Below are 18068 nucleotides of genomic sequence, written 5' to 3'. Positions count from 1 at the left end.
AGAGCATGAACATTGGAGATATTATTAATGGACCTTTTTTTCCTGAAACAATTGAAATAAAAAAACTAGAAGCATTTGGAGAAGAATATCATTTGTTAGAAGGTATCGGACGTCAGTCTAATCAATATTATGAGCAATTATTGACGTCACATGATATTGAGAAACTAACAGTCGTCAGCACGTCTAAAGATTTGAGTATGGAGCTGTCGGGAGAATCCATCCAACAAAGATTATTATATCTAATACTTGAACTGGAGGACAAATTTTCTAGAACACGTGCACTTGGTAATCAGGAAGTCATTCCATTGCCTCATCAAATTGAAGCTGTTTATAGTCGTATGTTGACCTCCTCAAACATTCGATATTTACTAGCAGACGATCCTGGCGCTGGTAAGACGATTATGTCAGGTATGTTGATAAAAGAATTAAAGGCACGTGAAAGCGTCCAACGCATTTTAATTCTCGTGCCACCGCTAGTACTCCGTCAATGGCAAGAAGAGATGGATGAAAAGTTCCAAGAGTCTTTTAAAATCATTAACAGAGCCGTTTTAAACGAATATGGTAGTTTAAATCCTTTTATTGAAAACAACCATTGCCTAGCTTCAATTTACTGGTCTACCCGTGATGATATTAAAGAACTGATTTTAGAAGCTCAGTTCGATTTAGTCATTGTAGATGAGGCACATAAGATGGCCGCATATTCATACGGAAAAATTAAAAAGAAAACATCCAAAACAAAACTTTATCATCTTGGTGAAAAGCTGTTAGCTAAAACAGAGCATTGTTTATTATTAACGGCAACTCCCCATAAAGGGGATGCTGAAAACTTCCGTTTACTAATGAAATTAATAGAGCCGGACTTATTTCAACATATCTCAGCAAGTGAAACACTCCAAGATAAGACCAATCCTTTTATTATTCGTCGATTAAAAGAGTCCATGGTCAATTTTGATGGCACACCAATTTTTCCAAAACGAACAACTAAAACGATTCAATATAATTTAACAGAACCGGAACTTGAATTATACAATGCTGTTACGGAGTATGTGCAAACCCATTTTAATCGGGCATTAAATGCTGGCCATAATAGTACTGCTTTTGCAATGATGCTTTTACAGCGTCGATTGAGTTCATCAATTGAAGCCATCCATAAATCACTTGGACGACGTTACAAAAAATTACTGGCTATTTTAGCTAATACTGAGTTAGAACGAAAGAAATACGCACAAAAACTAGAAAAGCTATATGAAAGTAATCTAGAAGAAGATGTAGTAGAGTCCCCTGACTTACTTGAACGAAAATTAGAACTTTCTACAGATACAATCGATGTTGAGTTGCTAAAAGAAGAAATTTCAGAGCTTAAAAAGTTATTAATTATGACAACTTCTTTGGAAAAACATGAGTTAGAGAAAAAGTATTTAGAATTAGAAACGATGTTATTTGGAGTAGATGGCTTAATCTACACGGGCGAGAAAATATTAATCTTCACAGAATCCGTGGATACATTAAAGTATTTAGAAGGGAAATTGATCCATAGGGTCGATCAAATCGCTAAAATTATCGGTAGCCTCTCCATGGATGAGCGACGTAAACAAGTAGATTTGTTCCGTCACCATGCCCAAATTATGTTGGCCACGGATGCTGGGGGTGAATCCATTAACCTTCAATTCTGTAATCAAATGATTAACTATGATATCCCTTGGAACCCTAACCGATTAGAGCAACGTATGGGGCGTATTCATCGTATTGGGCAAAAAAATGAGGTTTTCATTTTTAATCTTGTAGCTGCAAATACACGGGAAGGCTATGTTATGTCTCGGTTGTTAACAAAGCTTGATGCTATGAAGGAAGATTTGGGTAGTGATCTCGTATACAACTTCATGGGAGATTTATTAGATGGCGATATTAATTTGGCTGATTTAATGAAAGAAGCTATTTTAACACGTGAGAACTTGGAAGATGTCATAAAAAAAATGGACAAGGGGCTCAGTGATGAGCACAAAGAATTGATTCAAACGATGAAGAAAATGCAGTTTGACTCAGATGCAATGGATGTCTCTATAATGAAACAATCGCAATTCGACATTGAAATCAATAAAGTACCCAATCGAATGTACGTGGAATTGATGGATCATGCCTTTACTAGCTCAAATGTAAAAATATTCGATAGTCATCAAAATCATGTGAAGCGTATAGAACGCTTCCCTAAACTTATTCGTGACCAATTCGCAAAGGAAGCAACCATTACAGATGCTTATAGATACACAGGCTATATTGAGCACAGCAACGACGAAATATCTTATATAACAAAATTGCATCCTTTATACGCACTGGCTAAGAAATTGTTATTAAAAACAAGCGATCAATTCGTCTTCAAACGATATTTGCTACCGTATAGCGTACCTGAACATTTAGAAGTTGATACTTATCGGCTTGTATATAAAGATGGTGTCGGCAAGGAATTGAAAAATCAGTTACTCTTCGTTGCAAAGCGTATGGATGGTTCAGTTATTCAATTAACACCATATTGGCTATCATTGGATCAATTTACACATACCGTTACAGGGCTTTCATTTAACGAGCAACCCATTCTGCAACAAAAAGTTTTACAGCTGGCAATTGAAGAAAGAAGCACCCTTGAAAAAAAACGTACATCTCAATTAAATAAAATGCATGATTATTTAGTCGATACATTCCAGCAACAGTATAATGATGTATTGGATCGCTTGATGCACTATCAAACTGACAATAACGACAATAAAAATTCGGCATTGATCAATCAAATGAACGCACAATTAATTGATATCGAAGAGCAAAAAGCAAAACGACTTGGAATTATTAATAAGCAACGCACTATTACACTGCAACCTCCAAAGAAAATTGCACAATTTGAACTGATTCCAAACGGTCTTTCTTATCGTTTAATGGCAACGGATTTTAACGACTTGATAGAAACTTATGAAAGAAACAATGGTCGCAAGTTATTAAAAGCGTATGGCAATTTAGGGTTAGTTGACTTTTACAGTGAACGATTCAATGGAGAGGAACGCTTCATTATTTTAACGGATAAAACTGATTTCATTATTAGCGATGAGCATCTTGAGGATTTACATAGTGTTTTAGATAAGACCTTTATATATGTACTTAAAGAAGATCACATTGAGGAAGTGAAATTGCAAAACTGAACATCGCAAGCACTTGGTATAAAATAATTATTGCTCCCCGCAACTGATTTTTTATTAAACGTAGTCAAAAGCGTAGTCAAACATTTTTAACAGAAGCAATAAACCCTTACAAACACTGGAATTATAGCTTTCCTAGGTACGGTTGGTTCGACTCCCACCGTCTCCATACCTGGAAATCATATGATTTCAAACAGTGTAAAAACCCTTGGTAATCAAGGGTTTTTACTTTTTCCTTAATTCATCGATTTTCATCTAATCGTTTTCAACATTTTACCTTAGATACTGCTTTGATATATCGAAACGCTAACAGCAAACAGTGAGCGTTATCATTTTACAACATAATGTCATTTATGTTGTATTTTTGTGTTTTATTATCTATGATTCAGGCTATTATGCAACATAGTTTACGAGATGTATTCGATAATTAATGCAACATAATTTACAGGAGATAATATTTCGATGGGGTCTTTCCAAGAATATAGCAAAATCTTCGTCATTTCTTTTGCTCAAATGCGATTGAGAAAGGCATGTATGGTTAAGGAGGGTCAATAAATTCCACCCGACTGGGGTATTGATGCAGAAGGGAATGAAACGACAGATCCTAGCTAGGTAACTTATTTGCATCCGTTTGGGCAATATGAATAGATAGGAAGTCTCTATGATTTCACTTTCGCAACAGTCCGAATTGACCATTTACTTAAATATTCTACCAATTATACTATAAAAGTAGGTAATTATAAAAATAGTAGGAGGTAGTATTTATTTGAAAAAGATATTTATGTTTGTTATTGCATTCGGTTTAATTGTTTCAACAGCATTCTCATCTCAAGCTAATGCAGCAGACACAGTGCCCGGGGGTCCTTCGACTAACGGTAACACGAGCATGGACAGTATGATCACTTATGAGAATATGATCGATACGTTAAAGAAAATCGAACACACGAGTAAAGGTAAAGTAGAAATATTTACTTTGGACGAGTATGGAAAGAGTGAACAAGAACGAAGCATCTACGCAGCAAAAGTTGGGACGGGATCTATCAAAGTATGGATACAAGCTCAAATTCATGGAGATGAAAAATTAACAACTGATGCTGTTTTAGAATTATTAAAGACATTTGGCAACAGTGGATCTAAAGAAGTTAAAACAATTTTGGAAAATACGACGATTTATGCGATCCCAATGAACAATCCGGATGGGAGTATTATGAATACACGGACGACTATGCTCTATAATGAAAATGGCGAACCTAGATTAGACAACAGAGAGCGGCCGATCACGGTTGATTTAAATCGAGATTGGGCAGAGAATGGATTTAGAGCGAAAGAGTCAATCACAACGTATAAGTATTGGGCAGATGTAAAGCCGGATTACGCGATTGATCTTCATCACCAAGGATTTAAGACGGTATACGGAACAAATGAATCAACATCAATGTCGCTCGGTGTGTCATTGGCGCCTAATGGGCCAACTTTACCGGCTATAAAAGATGGCTTGTACAATGATCTTACTCGCCAAATGTCGGTGTATGTATATGATGCATTAAAAGACTACGGGCATATGCACATCGATCGTTACCAAACTGGCAGCGGTGATAAGAAATATGACATTGACATTAAGGGCGGAGTCGTTTCGGCGATGATGTTAGGGCTTAATTACGATAACATAAATCCAACTCATCATAGCAATCCGGCAATCTTCTTTGAAACGAAAGGAAATACGAGAGATGGAAATTTAGGACAAAAATCAAATGGTCACTTAATAAAACAAAATTATCTTGGATTAAAATCCTTGATTTCAGGAATTGCTACGGGTGAAGTACAAAACGTTGATCCAAATCGTTGGGAGGAAATCCCTGCCTATCCGCTAGCAGGCTATCAATCTGACAGCGGAATTATTCCGGTAAGTAATTAAAAATAGTTATACTAAAGGCCCGACGGAGATCCGGAGGGCTTTTTTAGTTTTCAAAAGCGATTTTAACAGCAGAAACTGAAATAAATAGGTTTGGCGGCGACGGGCTCAACGACATACAGCGATAGATTAGCAGATATTGCCGTTCAAATATCCATAAATCATTGTGTTACGGGATCGTTCCTTTAAAAAGTTATCAAGTTACGGAAAACTTGCTTATCATAAATTCAATGTGTGCTATTTATCTAAAAGGATACATGGAAAATAGCTTAACAAAGACATTGCGATGTCGACCTCTTATTCAATGTATGCTATTATTGAATTAACATCAAAAGGATACATAAAAAAAGGGCTGTTACGATGGCAAACACGAACACAAAAAAAGGCATGATGATAGACGTTCAACCATTAACAACGGAAAAAGAAATCAAAGAAATGATTGATGCGTTAGAAATGGGCAAACGGAACGCAAATAGAAATGTACTTCTATTCAAAATCGGAATATCAACGGGGTTACGGGTAGGCGATACTGTAAAATTAAAAGTATCGGACGTGAAAGGGAAATCTAATTTCAAAATCCGTGAGGGTAAAACAAAGAAAGAACGTACTGTACACCTTGATGCTATCATGCCAGATATTGCAGACTATACAGAGGAAATGAATGAAGAAGGATATCTATTCCCATCAAGAAAAGGTGATAGCCATATAACAACTACACAGGCATACAGAATACTTGTTCAAGCAGCCGAACTTATAGGACGTACGGACATTGGATCCCACTCAATGAGAAAGACATTCGGTTATCACTACTATAAGCGGACTCATGATGTAGTAACATTAATGAACATCTTCAACCACTCGGATCAATCAATTACAAAAAGATATATCGGAATTACAGAGGAAGAAGTTGCAGATTCATTAAAAGATTTTCGATTATTTTAAAAAGGGGGCTGTCCCAAAAGTCATTCTTGATGACTTTTGGGACAGCCCCAATTTATCTGTTCTAAATAATTTAATTCTATGGTATTTCTGGCTTCTCTATACTTCACTTTTCTTCTACGATTAGATTGCATTTCGAAACCATTCAAATTCCTGTTGGTTTAAAACGATACTATTAAGATATAGTTTACTTGTGTTATCTATAATTACCTTACTCAATCCAAAAGAGCTATTATTTCTTGATAATACCAAATTTATCGATAATATAAGGTTTTGCATTATTTTTATTTTGATCAATTTCGTAAGATATTGCAGTCAGTTTGTCTTTATTAATAGTGATACCAACAAAGTTCTGAATTATGCCGCGTATTGGACGGCGATTATCGCCCGGATCTGGACCGTAGATAGCTGCATGATTCTCATCCGCTACTTCAAATAGATTATAGTAAGCTAATCCAAGTTCGGTTTTTTGATTTTTGTAATACACTTTTGGTCCAGCTGTAGCAGGTATCAAATAAATCGTACCATCTGGATTTATGGTATATTCTACGGTTTGTCCTTTTTTAGTTTCAATAATTTTTTCGGTTTTTGAAGCCGTTCCATCACTCTTGATCGGCTTAGTACGTGCATAGATATGGTCATGTCCTTGAAGTACAAAGTCGATGTCAAGTTCTGCCATGAGTGGTGCGACCTGATTTCTTACACCGTTTGGATCTATGATATCATCATCCGTTGCATGGTTAGATGTTGTGTAAGGTCCCTTGTGAATATTGACAATAACCCACTTAGCTCCATCAGCCTTAGCCGCTTTCACATCTTCCTTCAACCATTCAATTTGCTCTTCTGAAAAATTAGCATATTTTTCAGAATCCTCATTGCTATTAAGTACGACAAAGTGAGCGTTACTATAATCGTAAGAATAATAAGCACCTGTCTCAGTGGCAGAGTTTTCAGGTACATCAAGATTAAAGTGATCGATAAAAGCATAATTTTCGTCCTCGTGATTCCCTGCGGATGGTGCAAACGTCGTGTTTAACAAGCTTTCCTGTGAATGTCCTAGAAGCCAATCCCATTGTTCCTCTTTGTCTCCATCGTCAACTAAGTCGCCATTGTGAACAATGAAATCAGCATTAGGGATAGTATCTAGAGCTTTTGAAATAGTCTGGGATGAAAGAATTGCTTCATCTTCTGTTTTGGCCTGGGTATCAGTCAAGTCAATAAATGTGAAAGCTCCATTTTTGGGGGCTGTCGTAAACGTACCCATTTCACTCCAGCTATTTAGTTTTTCATCTCCGACACGGAAGTAGTATTCAGTATCTGCTTTAAGTCCAATAGCTTCAGCTTTATGCACATACTCTTCCTCGGAATTAGTAGAGAGAGAAGCAGTACCTGAAAATTTCAAGGCTTTCTTAAAATCAGGTTTCTTCGCTCCTGTCTTTCTCACTAGCTGCAGATCACTATTCTTGGAATCTAGTGAAGTATACCAAGTGAATCCCTTAGAATTGAGCGTATCCCCATTAAATGTGACAGTTACCTTGCTAACTGCAGTAGGATTTAGACTATCTGCAGTAAAAGAGAGCGTACTGCCAACCCCGCCTAAAATAGATAAAGCTAGAGCAACTGAGATAACTTTTTTTGTGGCTTTCAAGATAATCAACCTCCAATATATTGTAATATTCCATCCTTATAGACGGTAAGTCCAGTATAACAATATAATTTTTAAGGATTGTTAATTATATATGTTAATAGTGTAAAGGTTTAGGATCTAACCAGTGTATTTTGCAAAAACGAAGTACAGAGAATTGCAAAGGAAAGCAGCTAACTACAAATTTATAATAAAAAAAGCTCTTTAGTAGGCATATTGAGTAGTCTTTTGCATGTGATTTTCAGGTGAGTTTTTAAATGAAGTTATTTATTTATCTTGTACATATAGGGGGTTCAATCTAGTCCCGGATGTCACCCTTGCGGGATGTTGGCACATGTCAGACTCTTTTATTTATTCAATCCGCCGATTTTCATTTTGATCTCTTGTGCTAACACTGGCATAATCAAATTATCGTGATCCAAAATTGAGTATCCCTTTAGAACCATTGTTTCTTAAAGTGTACAATTTCGTTTGGGAAGTCATAAATAAACGGATGAACGTTCAAAAATTGGTTTTATATATTTACGAACGGGCTTCTCTGTATTTTTTCATATTAATTGCTTTGTTCGTAAAGGTGTACTTTTACGAACTGCTGATTGGGAGAAGGTCGAGAGAAGGAATAGCCAGAAGATGGTGACTTCCTTGAACGGTTGTTAGCCCCAATCGCCAAACAATAAATGTATCGCCTTGCCTTGCTTAGATTGATAGTGTATGCTGCAAGCTCCATATTTTTAGTGAATTCAGATTTGTTAAATTAAATGATTGAAAAGTGTTGCATTTCAGATAGTTTCGAATTATAATCATTTGTATACAGTGAATACAAAGAATGCAGAAATTAATTTTCACACTTTTAGAGGAGGTAAGATATTGGAAGAAAAAATTAATATGGATTTAATGGAATTTTGTAATTGGGCTACAAATCTTTCATATGAAGACCTAGATACAGCAACTATTGAAAAAGCGAAACAAATTCTATTAGATGATTTGGGTGCAATCTTTGCTGGTAGCCTAGCTTCGGAAGTGAGTATGTATAGAGAAAAAAGCAATATTGATAATTCAATAGGTCAAGCAACCGTTCTTTGCAACCGATTTAATAAAACCACACCACAATTAGCTGCTCAATTAAATGGAATTGCAGGATGTTGGGAAGAATTGGATGAAGGATTTCGTTTAGCAACTTGTCATGCCGGAATTTATACAATACCTGCCTTACTAGCCATTGCTGAAGAAGATTCAGCTTCGCTTGAACAAGTGATTATATCTCTAATTGTGGGCTATGAATGTGGAGCTAGATTGGCAGAAACGTGGGAATTTGAATCATTTTCACTTCATCCACATGGTGTGTTTCCAACAATTTGTTCCTCAGTAGCAATTGCGAAGTTGAAAGGTTATACAGCAGAAAACTTATTACAAGTTATTTTAACGGCAACTACTTTAACGCTTGCATCTCCTTACGACCATGCAATAAAAGGAGCGTTATCTAGGAACTTATGGACTGGCATAGGTGCATCAATTGGTATATCTGTCATCACGGCTGTTGAGTCAAATATATTAGGGATTACAAGTTCCATAGAAAGCGTATTTTCCAATATTTATAAAGCGAACTACGTGCCAAATGCGATGACTTTGGAGCTAGGTAAACGATATGCGGTTAACTATGGATATCACAAACAATTTGCGTGTTGTCAGTATGCACACGCCTCTATTGAAGCCATATTAGAAATTCGAGAACGGAATCATAAACAATTAAAAATAAAGAAGGTCTTAGTGAAGACACATGCGAAAGCGCTGTCATTAGAAGAAGTACATCCGGTAACTTCATTAGGGGCGAAGTTCTCTCTTCCACATATTATTGCTTCCACTTGGATAGGAGGAAACGCTGGGAGAGAAGCCTTTACAGAAGAAATGATTTTAAATCCCGAAGTAGTCAGATTAAGGGAGTTAATTGAGGTTAGTGAAGAAGATTTGATTTCGTCTCAAAGTCGACCTTCAGAGGTTACTGTAATTTATGATGATGGATCAATAGATAAAGAAAAAGTAATTAGCGCAAAAGGAGAACATTCAAATCCATTAAAAGTTAATGAAATCATCGAAAAGTTTATTCGCTTATCTTCTGAAGTTATTGAAAACCCTGAAGAGATTGTTGAACTCATTTTATATAAAGATTCTAAAAATAAAATATTTGATTTAATTAATTTGATGAAACCTAAGGAGGAATATTATGAATTACAATTGGAATCTTGAAACAGATGTAGTAGTTATAGGCGGTGGTGCATGTGGTATTGCAGCAGCTTTAACGGTGAAACAAAAAGGTTTAGAAGTTTTATTAATTGAAAAGAGCAATAAGTTAGGTGGAAATACAATTCTAAGTACAGGTTCTATTCCTGCTGCAAATACAAAGTACCAAAGAGGTAAAGGAATTGAAGACTCTCCTTTACAAATGGCTAAGGATCTTTACGCCAAAGCAAATAATGAGGGTGATTGGGATTTACTATTACAACTTTGCGAGCAATCAAGTGAACTAGTGGAATGGCTTGTAGAAGAAATGGATGTGGAAATTGATATTATCACTGAATATAAACATGTCGGCCATTCTGAATATCGTTTACACGCACCTAAAAATAAAAAGGGTGAGGATTTAGTAAAAGATCTTATAAAAGCATTAGAAAAAGAGGAAGTTATTGTTGCGACAAATATCCAAGTAGTGGATTTGATTACTAATGAGGAAAATGAAGTGATAGGCGTTAAAACGCTCGTAAATAATAAAGAGGAATATATACAGTGTAAAAGCGTCATCCTTGGCACGAATGGATTTGGTGCAAATAAAGAAATGGTGAGAAAATATTGTTCGGAAATTAGTAAGGCACCGTATTTTGGTGCTGTCGGTAGTACAGGTGAAGGGATTCTTTGGGGAGAAAAACTAGGAGTTGAGTTGAAATCTATGGAAGCATACCAAGGATATGCGGCAGTATCAACATTAGGGAGTATCGTATCTTGGACAACTGTTGAAAAGGGTGGATTCTTGGTTAATCAGAATGCTCAAAGATTTTGTAATGAATCATTAGGATATTCAGGACTAGCTGGAAATGTACAAGCACAAGAAGACGGCACAGTATATGTAATATTTGATAAGACAATCTACGAAAATACCTACAATACAGAAGAAGAATTTAAAGATATGTGTGACTTTGGTGCAGTCAAAGGTGGCTTTAATTCAATGACTGAACTCGCTCAAGATTTAGGCATTAATGCACAGTCATTAGAAGAAACTTGGTCATCTTATAAGGAGGGTTTTTCAAATGGACAGGATAAATTCGGACGTACTAATGAGGATAATCAGTTAATACAGGCACCCTTCTATGGGGTAAAGGCAACGAGTGGCTTATTCCATACTCAAGGAGGCTTGAATATTAACAAGCATGCACAACCAATAAAATCTGATGGCACAATCATAAAAAATCTTTATGCGGGTGGTGGCGTTGCTGTAGGAATTTCAGGAACGGAGAGCTCTTTAGGATATTCATCTGGAAATGGTTTGTTAACTGCATTTGTTTGGGGACGCATTGCTGGTAAGCATGCAACCGAAACTATTCAAAGAGAATATACGTTATCAGGAAATGAAGCACTATGACGCTGTCTAAAAGAATTGCCTCACTTGTGAAGAACTTTCGTTATGAGACGATTCCCTCAACAGTTGTTGACGAAGCAAAATTACACTTATTGGATTCTATAGGTGTGATATTAGCAGCTGCTACCCAGCAAGAAAATAATGGTGTGTTGAGCGTAGCTAAAAAACTAAACGCAGGTAACACCAGTTGGGGGGCTATGGGGGAAGAGAGTTTTTCATCACATATTGCTGCATTTATGAACGGTACCTTATTGCATAGTCTTGAAAATGATGATACCCATACGAGATCTATTATTCATGGAAGTTCTATAGTTGTACCTGTTGCGTTAGCGATCGGTAATGAATCGAAAGCTAGCGGGAAAGAAGTGATTACTTCTATGATACTAGGCTGGGAATCATTAATTCGTTTGGGTTTAGCCGCACCTAATGTTTTTCAGAACAACGGTTTTCACACTACGTCCGTTTGCGGTCCTTTTGGCTCTGTAGTGATTACTTCTTATTTAAAAAATTTAACAGAGGAAAAAATTGTAGCTGCATTGGGAAATGCAGGGAGTTTTTCATCAGGGATATTTGAATATGCAAAACAAGGATCGACAATAAAGAAAACGCACCCGGGTTGGGCAGGGCATAATGGTATTATTGCAACATTATTAGCTGATTACGATATTGAAGGACCATCAACCGTATTTGAAGGAGAACACGGTTTTTATAAAACATTTGCTAATGGTAATAATGAACCGATTGAACGGGTCTGGGATTCATTTGGAGAACAATGGTTAACAAGTGAAATTGCATATAAACCATATCCATGCTGCCATTTTAATCATGCTTATATTGATTGTATAAAAGAATTATTGAAGGACGGTATAAAAACGTCAGATATTGAAAAGGTGATTTGTAAGGTGAGTCAGGAAATTGTTCCTGTTGTATTAGAACCTCTCGAATTTAAACGAAATCCTAAAACGGGTTATGAAGCTAAATTTAGTTTACCATTTGCAGTTGCAACGGCACTTTTAGACACAGATCTTACACATCAATCATTTGTAGATGAAATGGTGAAACGAAAACAATTGGCAGAAGTGATGAAGAAAGTAGAATATGTAATTGATGAGAATAGCAGGTATCCTGAAAGTTTTTCTGGGGAAGTTGAGGTATTACTTAAGAATGGCGAGAGTCAATCAGCAATTTTATTAGAAAATAGAGGTGGACCTAAAAATCCACTATCACGAGATGAAATAATAGGGAAATTCAGAATGAATGCCGGCTTATATATGGAGGAAAAAGGCATTAAAGAGTTAATGGACGCTATACTTCAGCTTGAAACACAGCCTAATTTAGAATTTATTAATGAAGTTACAAAAAGGTATAGGAAGCGTAATTTGGAGGTTTTATAGTGAGAAAATCAGCAATTTTAATAGACAGTGTAGATTTTAATTTAATTTATGAAAAATCACCCCAATTGTCAACAAGCGAAAATGCTTATTTAACGTTAGAAAGAGCCATCGTTAGAAATAAAATACCTGAGGGCACATGGCTATCTGAAGAATTATTATCTTCTAAAATGAACATAAGTCGGACGCCCTTGAGGGATGCTTTAATAAAGCTTCAAGCTATGGAGCTAATAGAACGAGGGGGAAATGGGCGCTTATATGTAAAGAAGATAACTGTTAAAGAGGCTCAAGAGATATATAGAGTAAGGCAAGCATTAGAAGATTTATCACTAGTTCAAGCATATGAAAATATGACGAATATAGGCATTCTTCAATTACAAACCGATCTTGAAAAGATGCAAGCAGCGGATTTATCAATGGAAACGGAAATAGTTGGCGAGCGAGGGAGAGAGTTTCACGAAAGAATATCCATTATCGCAAATAATGAGGTTACTAAATCGTTAGTTTCGATACTTCAACCAAGAGTTGATCGTTACCGATATTTAAGCACTTCTACAGGTAAGACTCGCACAAGTAAAGCTATAGATGAACACGTTCAAGTTTTTGAAGCCATAAAAGAAAAAGATCTGGAAAAAGCGCGTACTATCATGAAAAAACATATAGAGAATAGTAAGACTAACGTTATTGAAGCGATTAGTACTATTACAAATAAGAGAGGAAGGATTTGATGACTTTAGATTACCTAGTAAAAGGTGGACATGTGTTACTTTCTGGTAAAGGACTTGTGAAAGTAGATATAGGAATCAAGGATGGGAAAATAAAAAAAATTTATGAACCATCAGATATGGTAGATGCGTTTCAAAACTTAATTCTTGCTGAAGGAAAAGTTGTATTGCCTGGGGTTATTGATGCACATACACATCTGACGATGGGGGATTCGCCTAATCCATATTTAACAGAAACAAAAGCTGCTGCGTTAGGTGGAGTTACTTCGACATTCACATATTTATTTGATTCGGATGAATATGAAAAACTGTATACATCAAATTTAGAACAGGTAGAAAATGAAGCGTATATTGATGTGGGATTTCATTTAGGTTTAGTAAGTGATGTGCACAAAACGAACCTCTTAAAGTATTACGAGGATTATGGTGTATCTTCTTATAAGTTCTTCATGAGTTTTAAAGGAAAAGAAGGTGCCTACTTAGGGATTGAGGGCATTGATGATGGAATGATGTATGATTTTTTCAAATCAGTGGCAGCATTACCTAACGGAATAATAGCAGTACATCCGGAAAATATTGAGGTGATTTGGAAGTTACGCGAAAGCTTGCAAAATCATGAGGAAAGTTTAGAGCTTTGGACAAAGTCGAGGTATGATTTCACAGAAGCAGAAAGTATATTAAGAGCCCTATATTTCGCGTTGGAAACAGATTTAACTCTCTATATTCCACATGTGAGCTCTAAAAAAGCATTGCAGGAATGTAGAATGTTTAAAGAAAGATATCAAAATTTCTTTGTCGAGACATGTACACATTATTTAGTTAAAACCTGTCAGAGTGATGTAGGTGTATTGGGAAAAGTAAACCCACCTTTAAGATATGACCAAGATATCGAAGCACTATGGGATGGGATTAAAGATGGAACAATTCAGGTAGTGGCATCTGATCATGTACCGAGAATGAAGAAACACAAAGAAGGTGGCATTTGGAAAGCTTCAGCAGGATTTACAGGTTTAACAACGTTATTACCTTTAATGCTTGATGAAGGATATCACAAACGCAATGTGACACTGAAACGAATTGTGGAAGTTTTATGTGAAAACCCAGCCAAAATATTTGGTGTAAGCGATAAGAAAGGTTTTATTGCTGAGGGGTATGATGCTGACTTAGTCCTAGTAGATTTAGATTTAGAAAAGGTAGTTGCGGCCGAAGATTTAGGTTCATATTGTGACTATACAATTTATGAGGGGATGAATCTAAAAGGTTGGCCAATTATGACGATAGTTAGAGGAAATATCATCATGGAAGATGGAGAAATTGTTGGTAATCCTGGATATGGAAACTACTTAGCTCGAACAAAGGAAGGGGTATTACAATGACAAAGCCTGTGTGGGAAGAATATTTAAAAAGTATAGACAAAGAAGTTTATGAAAAAGCTGGATTTGGAAATAGTGCTGGATTTGGAAGTAAACCCGCTGTTCTAGTAATTGACACACAATATAGAACAATTGGTGAGAAAAGAGCGCCGATTCTAGAGGCTATGGAGAGCTATCCAACAGCAATTGGTGAAAGGGGCTGGGATGCTGTTACGAAAATCAAAGATATTATTGAATTATCGAGAGAACTTGGTTTCCCTATTCTTTACCCAGTAGTAGAAAGAACAAATGAATTTGATACAGGTCGTTGGAAGGATAAAATTCCCGGCATGGTAGATAGCTCGCATAGAGCTGGTAATCGTGGCACGGAAATTGTAGATGAAGTTAAGCCAATGCCAGGTGAAATGGTAGTTAGTAAACGTTACGCAAGTGCATTTTTTGGAACACCATTGATGACCTATTTAAATGATTTAGGTGTAGATACGCTTATTGTTACGGGGGCAACTACAAGTGGATGCGTTAGAGCAACAGTGGTAGATGCATTCTCATATGGTTTTAAAGTAGTTATTCCAGAAGATGCTGTTTTTGATAGAGGCGAAGTAAGTCATGCAATTAGCCTATTTGATATGAACTCAAAGTACGCAGATGTGATTACTACAGAACAAGTACTTGAGCAAATTTCTAAGCTAAAACCCCATTCATTGACATAAAGGAGAGTGTGATTTGTTGAAAAAGACAAGCGTATTGAGAAAATTAATTGAAAAAGACGAATTAATTGTAGTACCGGGGGCGCCCAACGCAATTACGGCGAGATTAGTAGAACGAGCAGGGTTTCCAGTAGTCTATGTAAGCGGCGCAGGTGTAGCTAACACTCAGTTAGGTACTCCAGATGTAGGACTAGTAACCATGACTGAAATGGTGAATCAAGTACGTTACATTAGTAACGCAACCAATATCCCGGTTATAGCAGATGCCGACACCGGTTATGGAAATGCAGTTAACTTAATGAGAACAATAAAAGAGTTCGAACAAGCCGGCGCTTCAGGTATTCAAATCGAAGATCAGATTGCTCCAAAAAAATGTGGCCATTTTGAAGGAAAAGAGATCATTTCTCTTGAAGAAATGGTCGGAAAAATTAAAGCTTCCGTTGAAGCAAGACAAGATCCAGACTTCATCATTATTGCGAGAACAGATGCTAGAGCAATTAAAGGATTGGATGAAGCTATTAATCGAGCAAATGAATATTACGCTGCAGGTGCAGATATGATTTTTGTAGAAGCCCCTCAATCAGAAGAAGAACTTAGAGAAATTGCAAAGCGAGTTCATGCACCATTAGTAGCAAATATGGTAGAGCACGGTAAAACGCCTATCTTATCCTATGAACAGTTATCAGAGATGGGTTATCGTTTAGTTTTATATGCAAATATGGCGATGCGAGTGGGAATTAAGGCAATGGAAGAGTCGCTCCAAAGTTTAAAATCGAATGGAGCTAGTATTGGAATTGAACATACGATGATCACGATGAAGGAAAGAAACGAAATTACAAACAAAGCATACTTTGAGCAAATCGAAAAAGATTATCTAGAGCTAAAAGTAATAAATATAAACTAACTCTTATAACTTTAAAAGGCTGTTGATAGATTACAAAATAAATTGAAGTTTCTTGGGGGGATTAATATTGACTGAAACTAAAAAAAATGGACATAGAAGATCCGCTATCGCAAGTTTTGTTGGTACAACGATTGAATGGTATGACTATTTCATTTATGGAACTATCGCAGCCTTGGTATTTAATAAGTTATTTTTCCCGGAACTTAGTCCGTTAGCAGGTACTTTAGCTGCTTTTGCGAGTTTTGCTGTTGGTTTCTTTGCAAGACCAATTGGTGGGATCATTTTTGGACACTTTGGAGATCGCGTAGGTCGAAAAACAACACTGATTACTTCTCTTGTCTTAATGGGACTAGCAACATTTTCTATTGGTCTGCTCCCAACTTATGCACAAATTGGGGTATGGGCACCCATTTTATTAACGTTATTAAGACTATTACAGGGAGTTGCGATCGGAGGCGAGTGGGGAGGAGCTTCTTTATTAGCAGTCGAAAACGCCCCAAAAGGAAAACGCGGTTTATTTGGTAGTGCAACACAAATGGGTTCACCAGCAGGATTAATTTTATCAACGGGTGTTATTTCGTTAGTAACGATTCTCCCTGATGCCCAATTTTTGGCTTGGGGTTGGCGTATTCCATTCTTGTTAAGTATGGTTCTAGTAATTGTTGGTTTAGTTATTCGATTAAAAATTACTGAATCTGAAGCATTTAGCAAAGTTAAGGAAGAGAAAAAAGAAGCGAAAGTTCCGGTTTTAGAATTATTTAAAACGCAACCTAAAGCAATTCTTATGGCTGCGGGAATTTCAGGAACTAACAATGTTACGTTTTGGATTGTTGCAGTATTTACTATCTCCTATGCGACAGGCCAACTAGGGCTTGACCGTGCTGATATGTTAAATAATATGTTAATCGCATCAATTGTGTTCTTAGTTACTATTCCGATTTTTGGCTATTTATCTGATAAATATGGGCGTCGTAAGCTGACAATGATTAGTATTATTAGTACAATGTTATTCACATTTCCATACTTCGCAATCGTTAAGACTGGTGATACCTTCTTTATTCTAATTGCGATGACATTGTTATTATCTGTAATTCAATCAGCTGCTTATGGACCACAGTCAGCTTTCTTCTGTGAAATGTTTGATGTAAAGGTACGCTATACAGGAGCTGCACTTGGGTATAACTTAGCATCAATGGTATTCGGCGGCACAGCACCATTTATTGCGACTTTATTATTGGCTTGGGCTGGTGGAACGTGGGCAATCTCAATTTACATGATTGCTATCTGTTCGATCAGTCTAACAGCAATTTATTTTGTGAAGGAAACTAATAATATTGATATTACCCAATCCTATGAAGCAGAAAAAAAGACGGTTAAAGTACATGGTGTTTCTGCAAGCGAATCACTTGTAAAATAAATAGTTATTTATACATGCAAAGTTATCGAGAATAGATGGGCTTATGTCCAGACTATTTAACATAACTTAGCATGTTTTTTATCTTTTTAATCTTTTGTTTTTATACTAAATATTTTATCAGTGTGCTATGTAGAATGAACAAAAATGGACGGGGCTTATGCCTCCTCCAATACTGCTACGACTTCTGTCGGTTCCTCAAATTTATCAATCCTTAAATCGTGTTTTATTGTCTTTCCATTGTCATA

At 36.4% G+C, this 18068-nt stretch carries 12 protein-coding genes; 11 read left to right on the top strand and 1 reads right to left on the bottom strand.

Going from position 1 to position 18068, the window contains the following annotated elements:
* Positions 1-5: 5 nt before the first annotated feature.
* The 3 genes from AC25Y6_RS09780 to AC25Y6_RS09770 all read left to right on the top strand — a co-directional run bounded on the left by AC25Y6_RS09780 (position 6) and on the right by AC25Y6_RS09770 (position 6036).
* Complete coding sequence (locus AC25Y6_RS09780) at positions 6-3185, top strand: DEAD/DEAH box helicase (RefSeq protein WP_488142861.1); 3180 nt, start codon at positions 6-8, stop codon at positions 3183-3185.
* Between the two features lie 763 nt (positions 3186-3948).
* Complete coding sequence (locus AC25Y6_RS09775) at positions 3949-5097, top strand: M14 family zinc carboxypeptidase (RefSeq protein ID WP_488142860.1); 1149 nt, start codon at positions 3949-3951, stop codon at positions 5095-5097.
* A gap of 357 nt (positions 5098-5454) precedes the next feature.
* Positions 5455-6036, top strand: a complete 582-nt coding sequence (locus AC25Y6_RS09770) for a tyrosine-type recombinase/integrase (protein ID WP_488142859.1) — start codon at positions 5455-5457, stop codon at positions 6034-6036.
* A 229-nt stretch (positions 6037-6265) separates the two neighbouring features.
* Here AC25Y6_RS09770 and AC25Y6_RS09765 read toward each other — a convergent pair whose 3' ends face one another.
* On the bottom strand, positions 6266-7681 hold the full coding sequence (locus AC25Y6_RS09765) for a purple acid phosphatase family protein (RefSeq protein WP_488142858.1): 1416 nt from the start codon (positions 7679-7681) through the stop codon (positions 6266-6268).
* Between the two features lie 864 nt (positions 7682-8545).
* Here AC25Y6_RS09765 and AC25Y6_RS09760 point away from each other — a divergent pair.
* The 8 genes from AC25Y6_RS09760 (at position 8546) to AC25Y6_RS09725 (ending at position 17823) form a co-directional block, all read left to right on the top strand.
* On the top strand, positions 8546-9922 hold the full coding sequence (locus tag AC25Y6_RS09760; protein ID WP_488142857.1) for an MmgE/PrpD family protein: 1377 nt from the start codon (positions 8546-8548) through the stop codon (positions 9920-9922).
* On the top strand, positions 9900-11309 hold the full coding sequence (locus tag AC25Y6_RS09755; protein ID WP_488142856.1) for an FAD-dependent oxidoreductase: 1410 nt from the start codon (positions 9900-9902) through the stop codon (positions 11307-11309). Before AC25Y6_RS09760 ends, AC25Y6_RS09755 begins: the two co-directional genes overlap by 23 nt.
* Complete coding sequence (locus tag AC25Y6_RS09750; RefSeq protein WP_488142855.1) at positions 11306-12700, top strand: MmgE/PrpD family protein; 1395 nt, start codon at positions 11306-11308, stop codon at positions 12698-12700. Before AC25Y6_RS09755 ends, AC25Y6_RS09750 begins: the two co-directional genes overlap by 4 nt.
* Entirely contained in the window at positions 12700-13425 is a 726-nt protein-coding gene (locus tag AC25Y6_RS09745; RefSeq protein ID WP_488142854.1) for a GntR family transcriptional regulator, read from the top strand. The genes AC25Y6_RS09750 and AC25Y6_RS09745 overlap by 1 nt, the downstream gene beginning before the upstream one ends.
* Complete coding sequence (locus AC25Y6_RS09740; protein ID WP_488142853.1) at positions 13425-14798, top strand: dihydroorotase; 1374 nt, start codon at positions 13425-13427, stop codon at positions 14796-14798. The genes AC25Y6_RS09745 and AC25Y6_RS09740 overlap by 1 nt, the downstream gene beginning before the upstream one ends.
* Positions 14795-15505: an isochorismatase family protein gene (locus AC25Y6_RS09735; RefSeq protein WP_488142852.1), complete on the top strand. Its 711-nt coding sequence runs from the start codon at positions 14795-14797 to the stop codon at positions 15503-15505. Before AC25Y6_RS09740 ends, AC25Y6_RS09735 begins: the two co-directional genes overlap by 4 nt.
* A 13-nt stretch (positions 15506-15518) precedes the next feature.
* Positions 15519-16406, top strand: a complete 888-nt coding sequence (locus AC25Y6_RS09730) for an isocitrate lyase/PEP mutase family protein (protein WP_488142851.1) — start codon at positions 15519-15521, stop codon at positions 16404-16406.
* Positions 16407-16473: 67 nt separating this feature from the next.
* A complete protein-coding gene (locus tag AC25Y6_RS09725; protein ID WP_488142850.1) occupies positions 16474-17823 on the top strand; it encodes an MFS transporter in 1350 nt (449 codons plus the stop codon).
* Positions 17824-18068 lie beyond the last annotated feature (245 nt).

It is taken from the genome of Sporosarcina sp. Y1004, from assembly GCF_057669665.1.
Note: the sequence above shows the minus strand (reverse complement) of the source record. Positions and strands in the feature narration are given on the sequence as shown.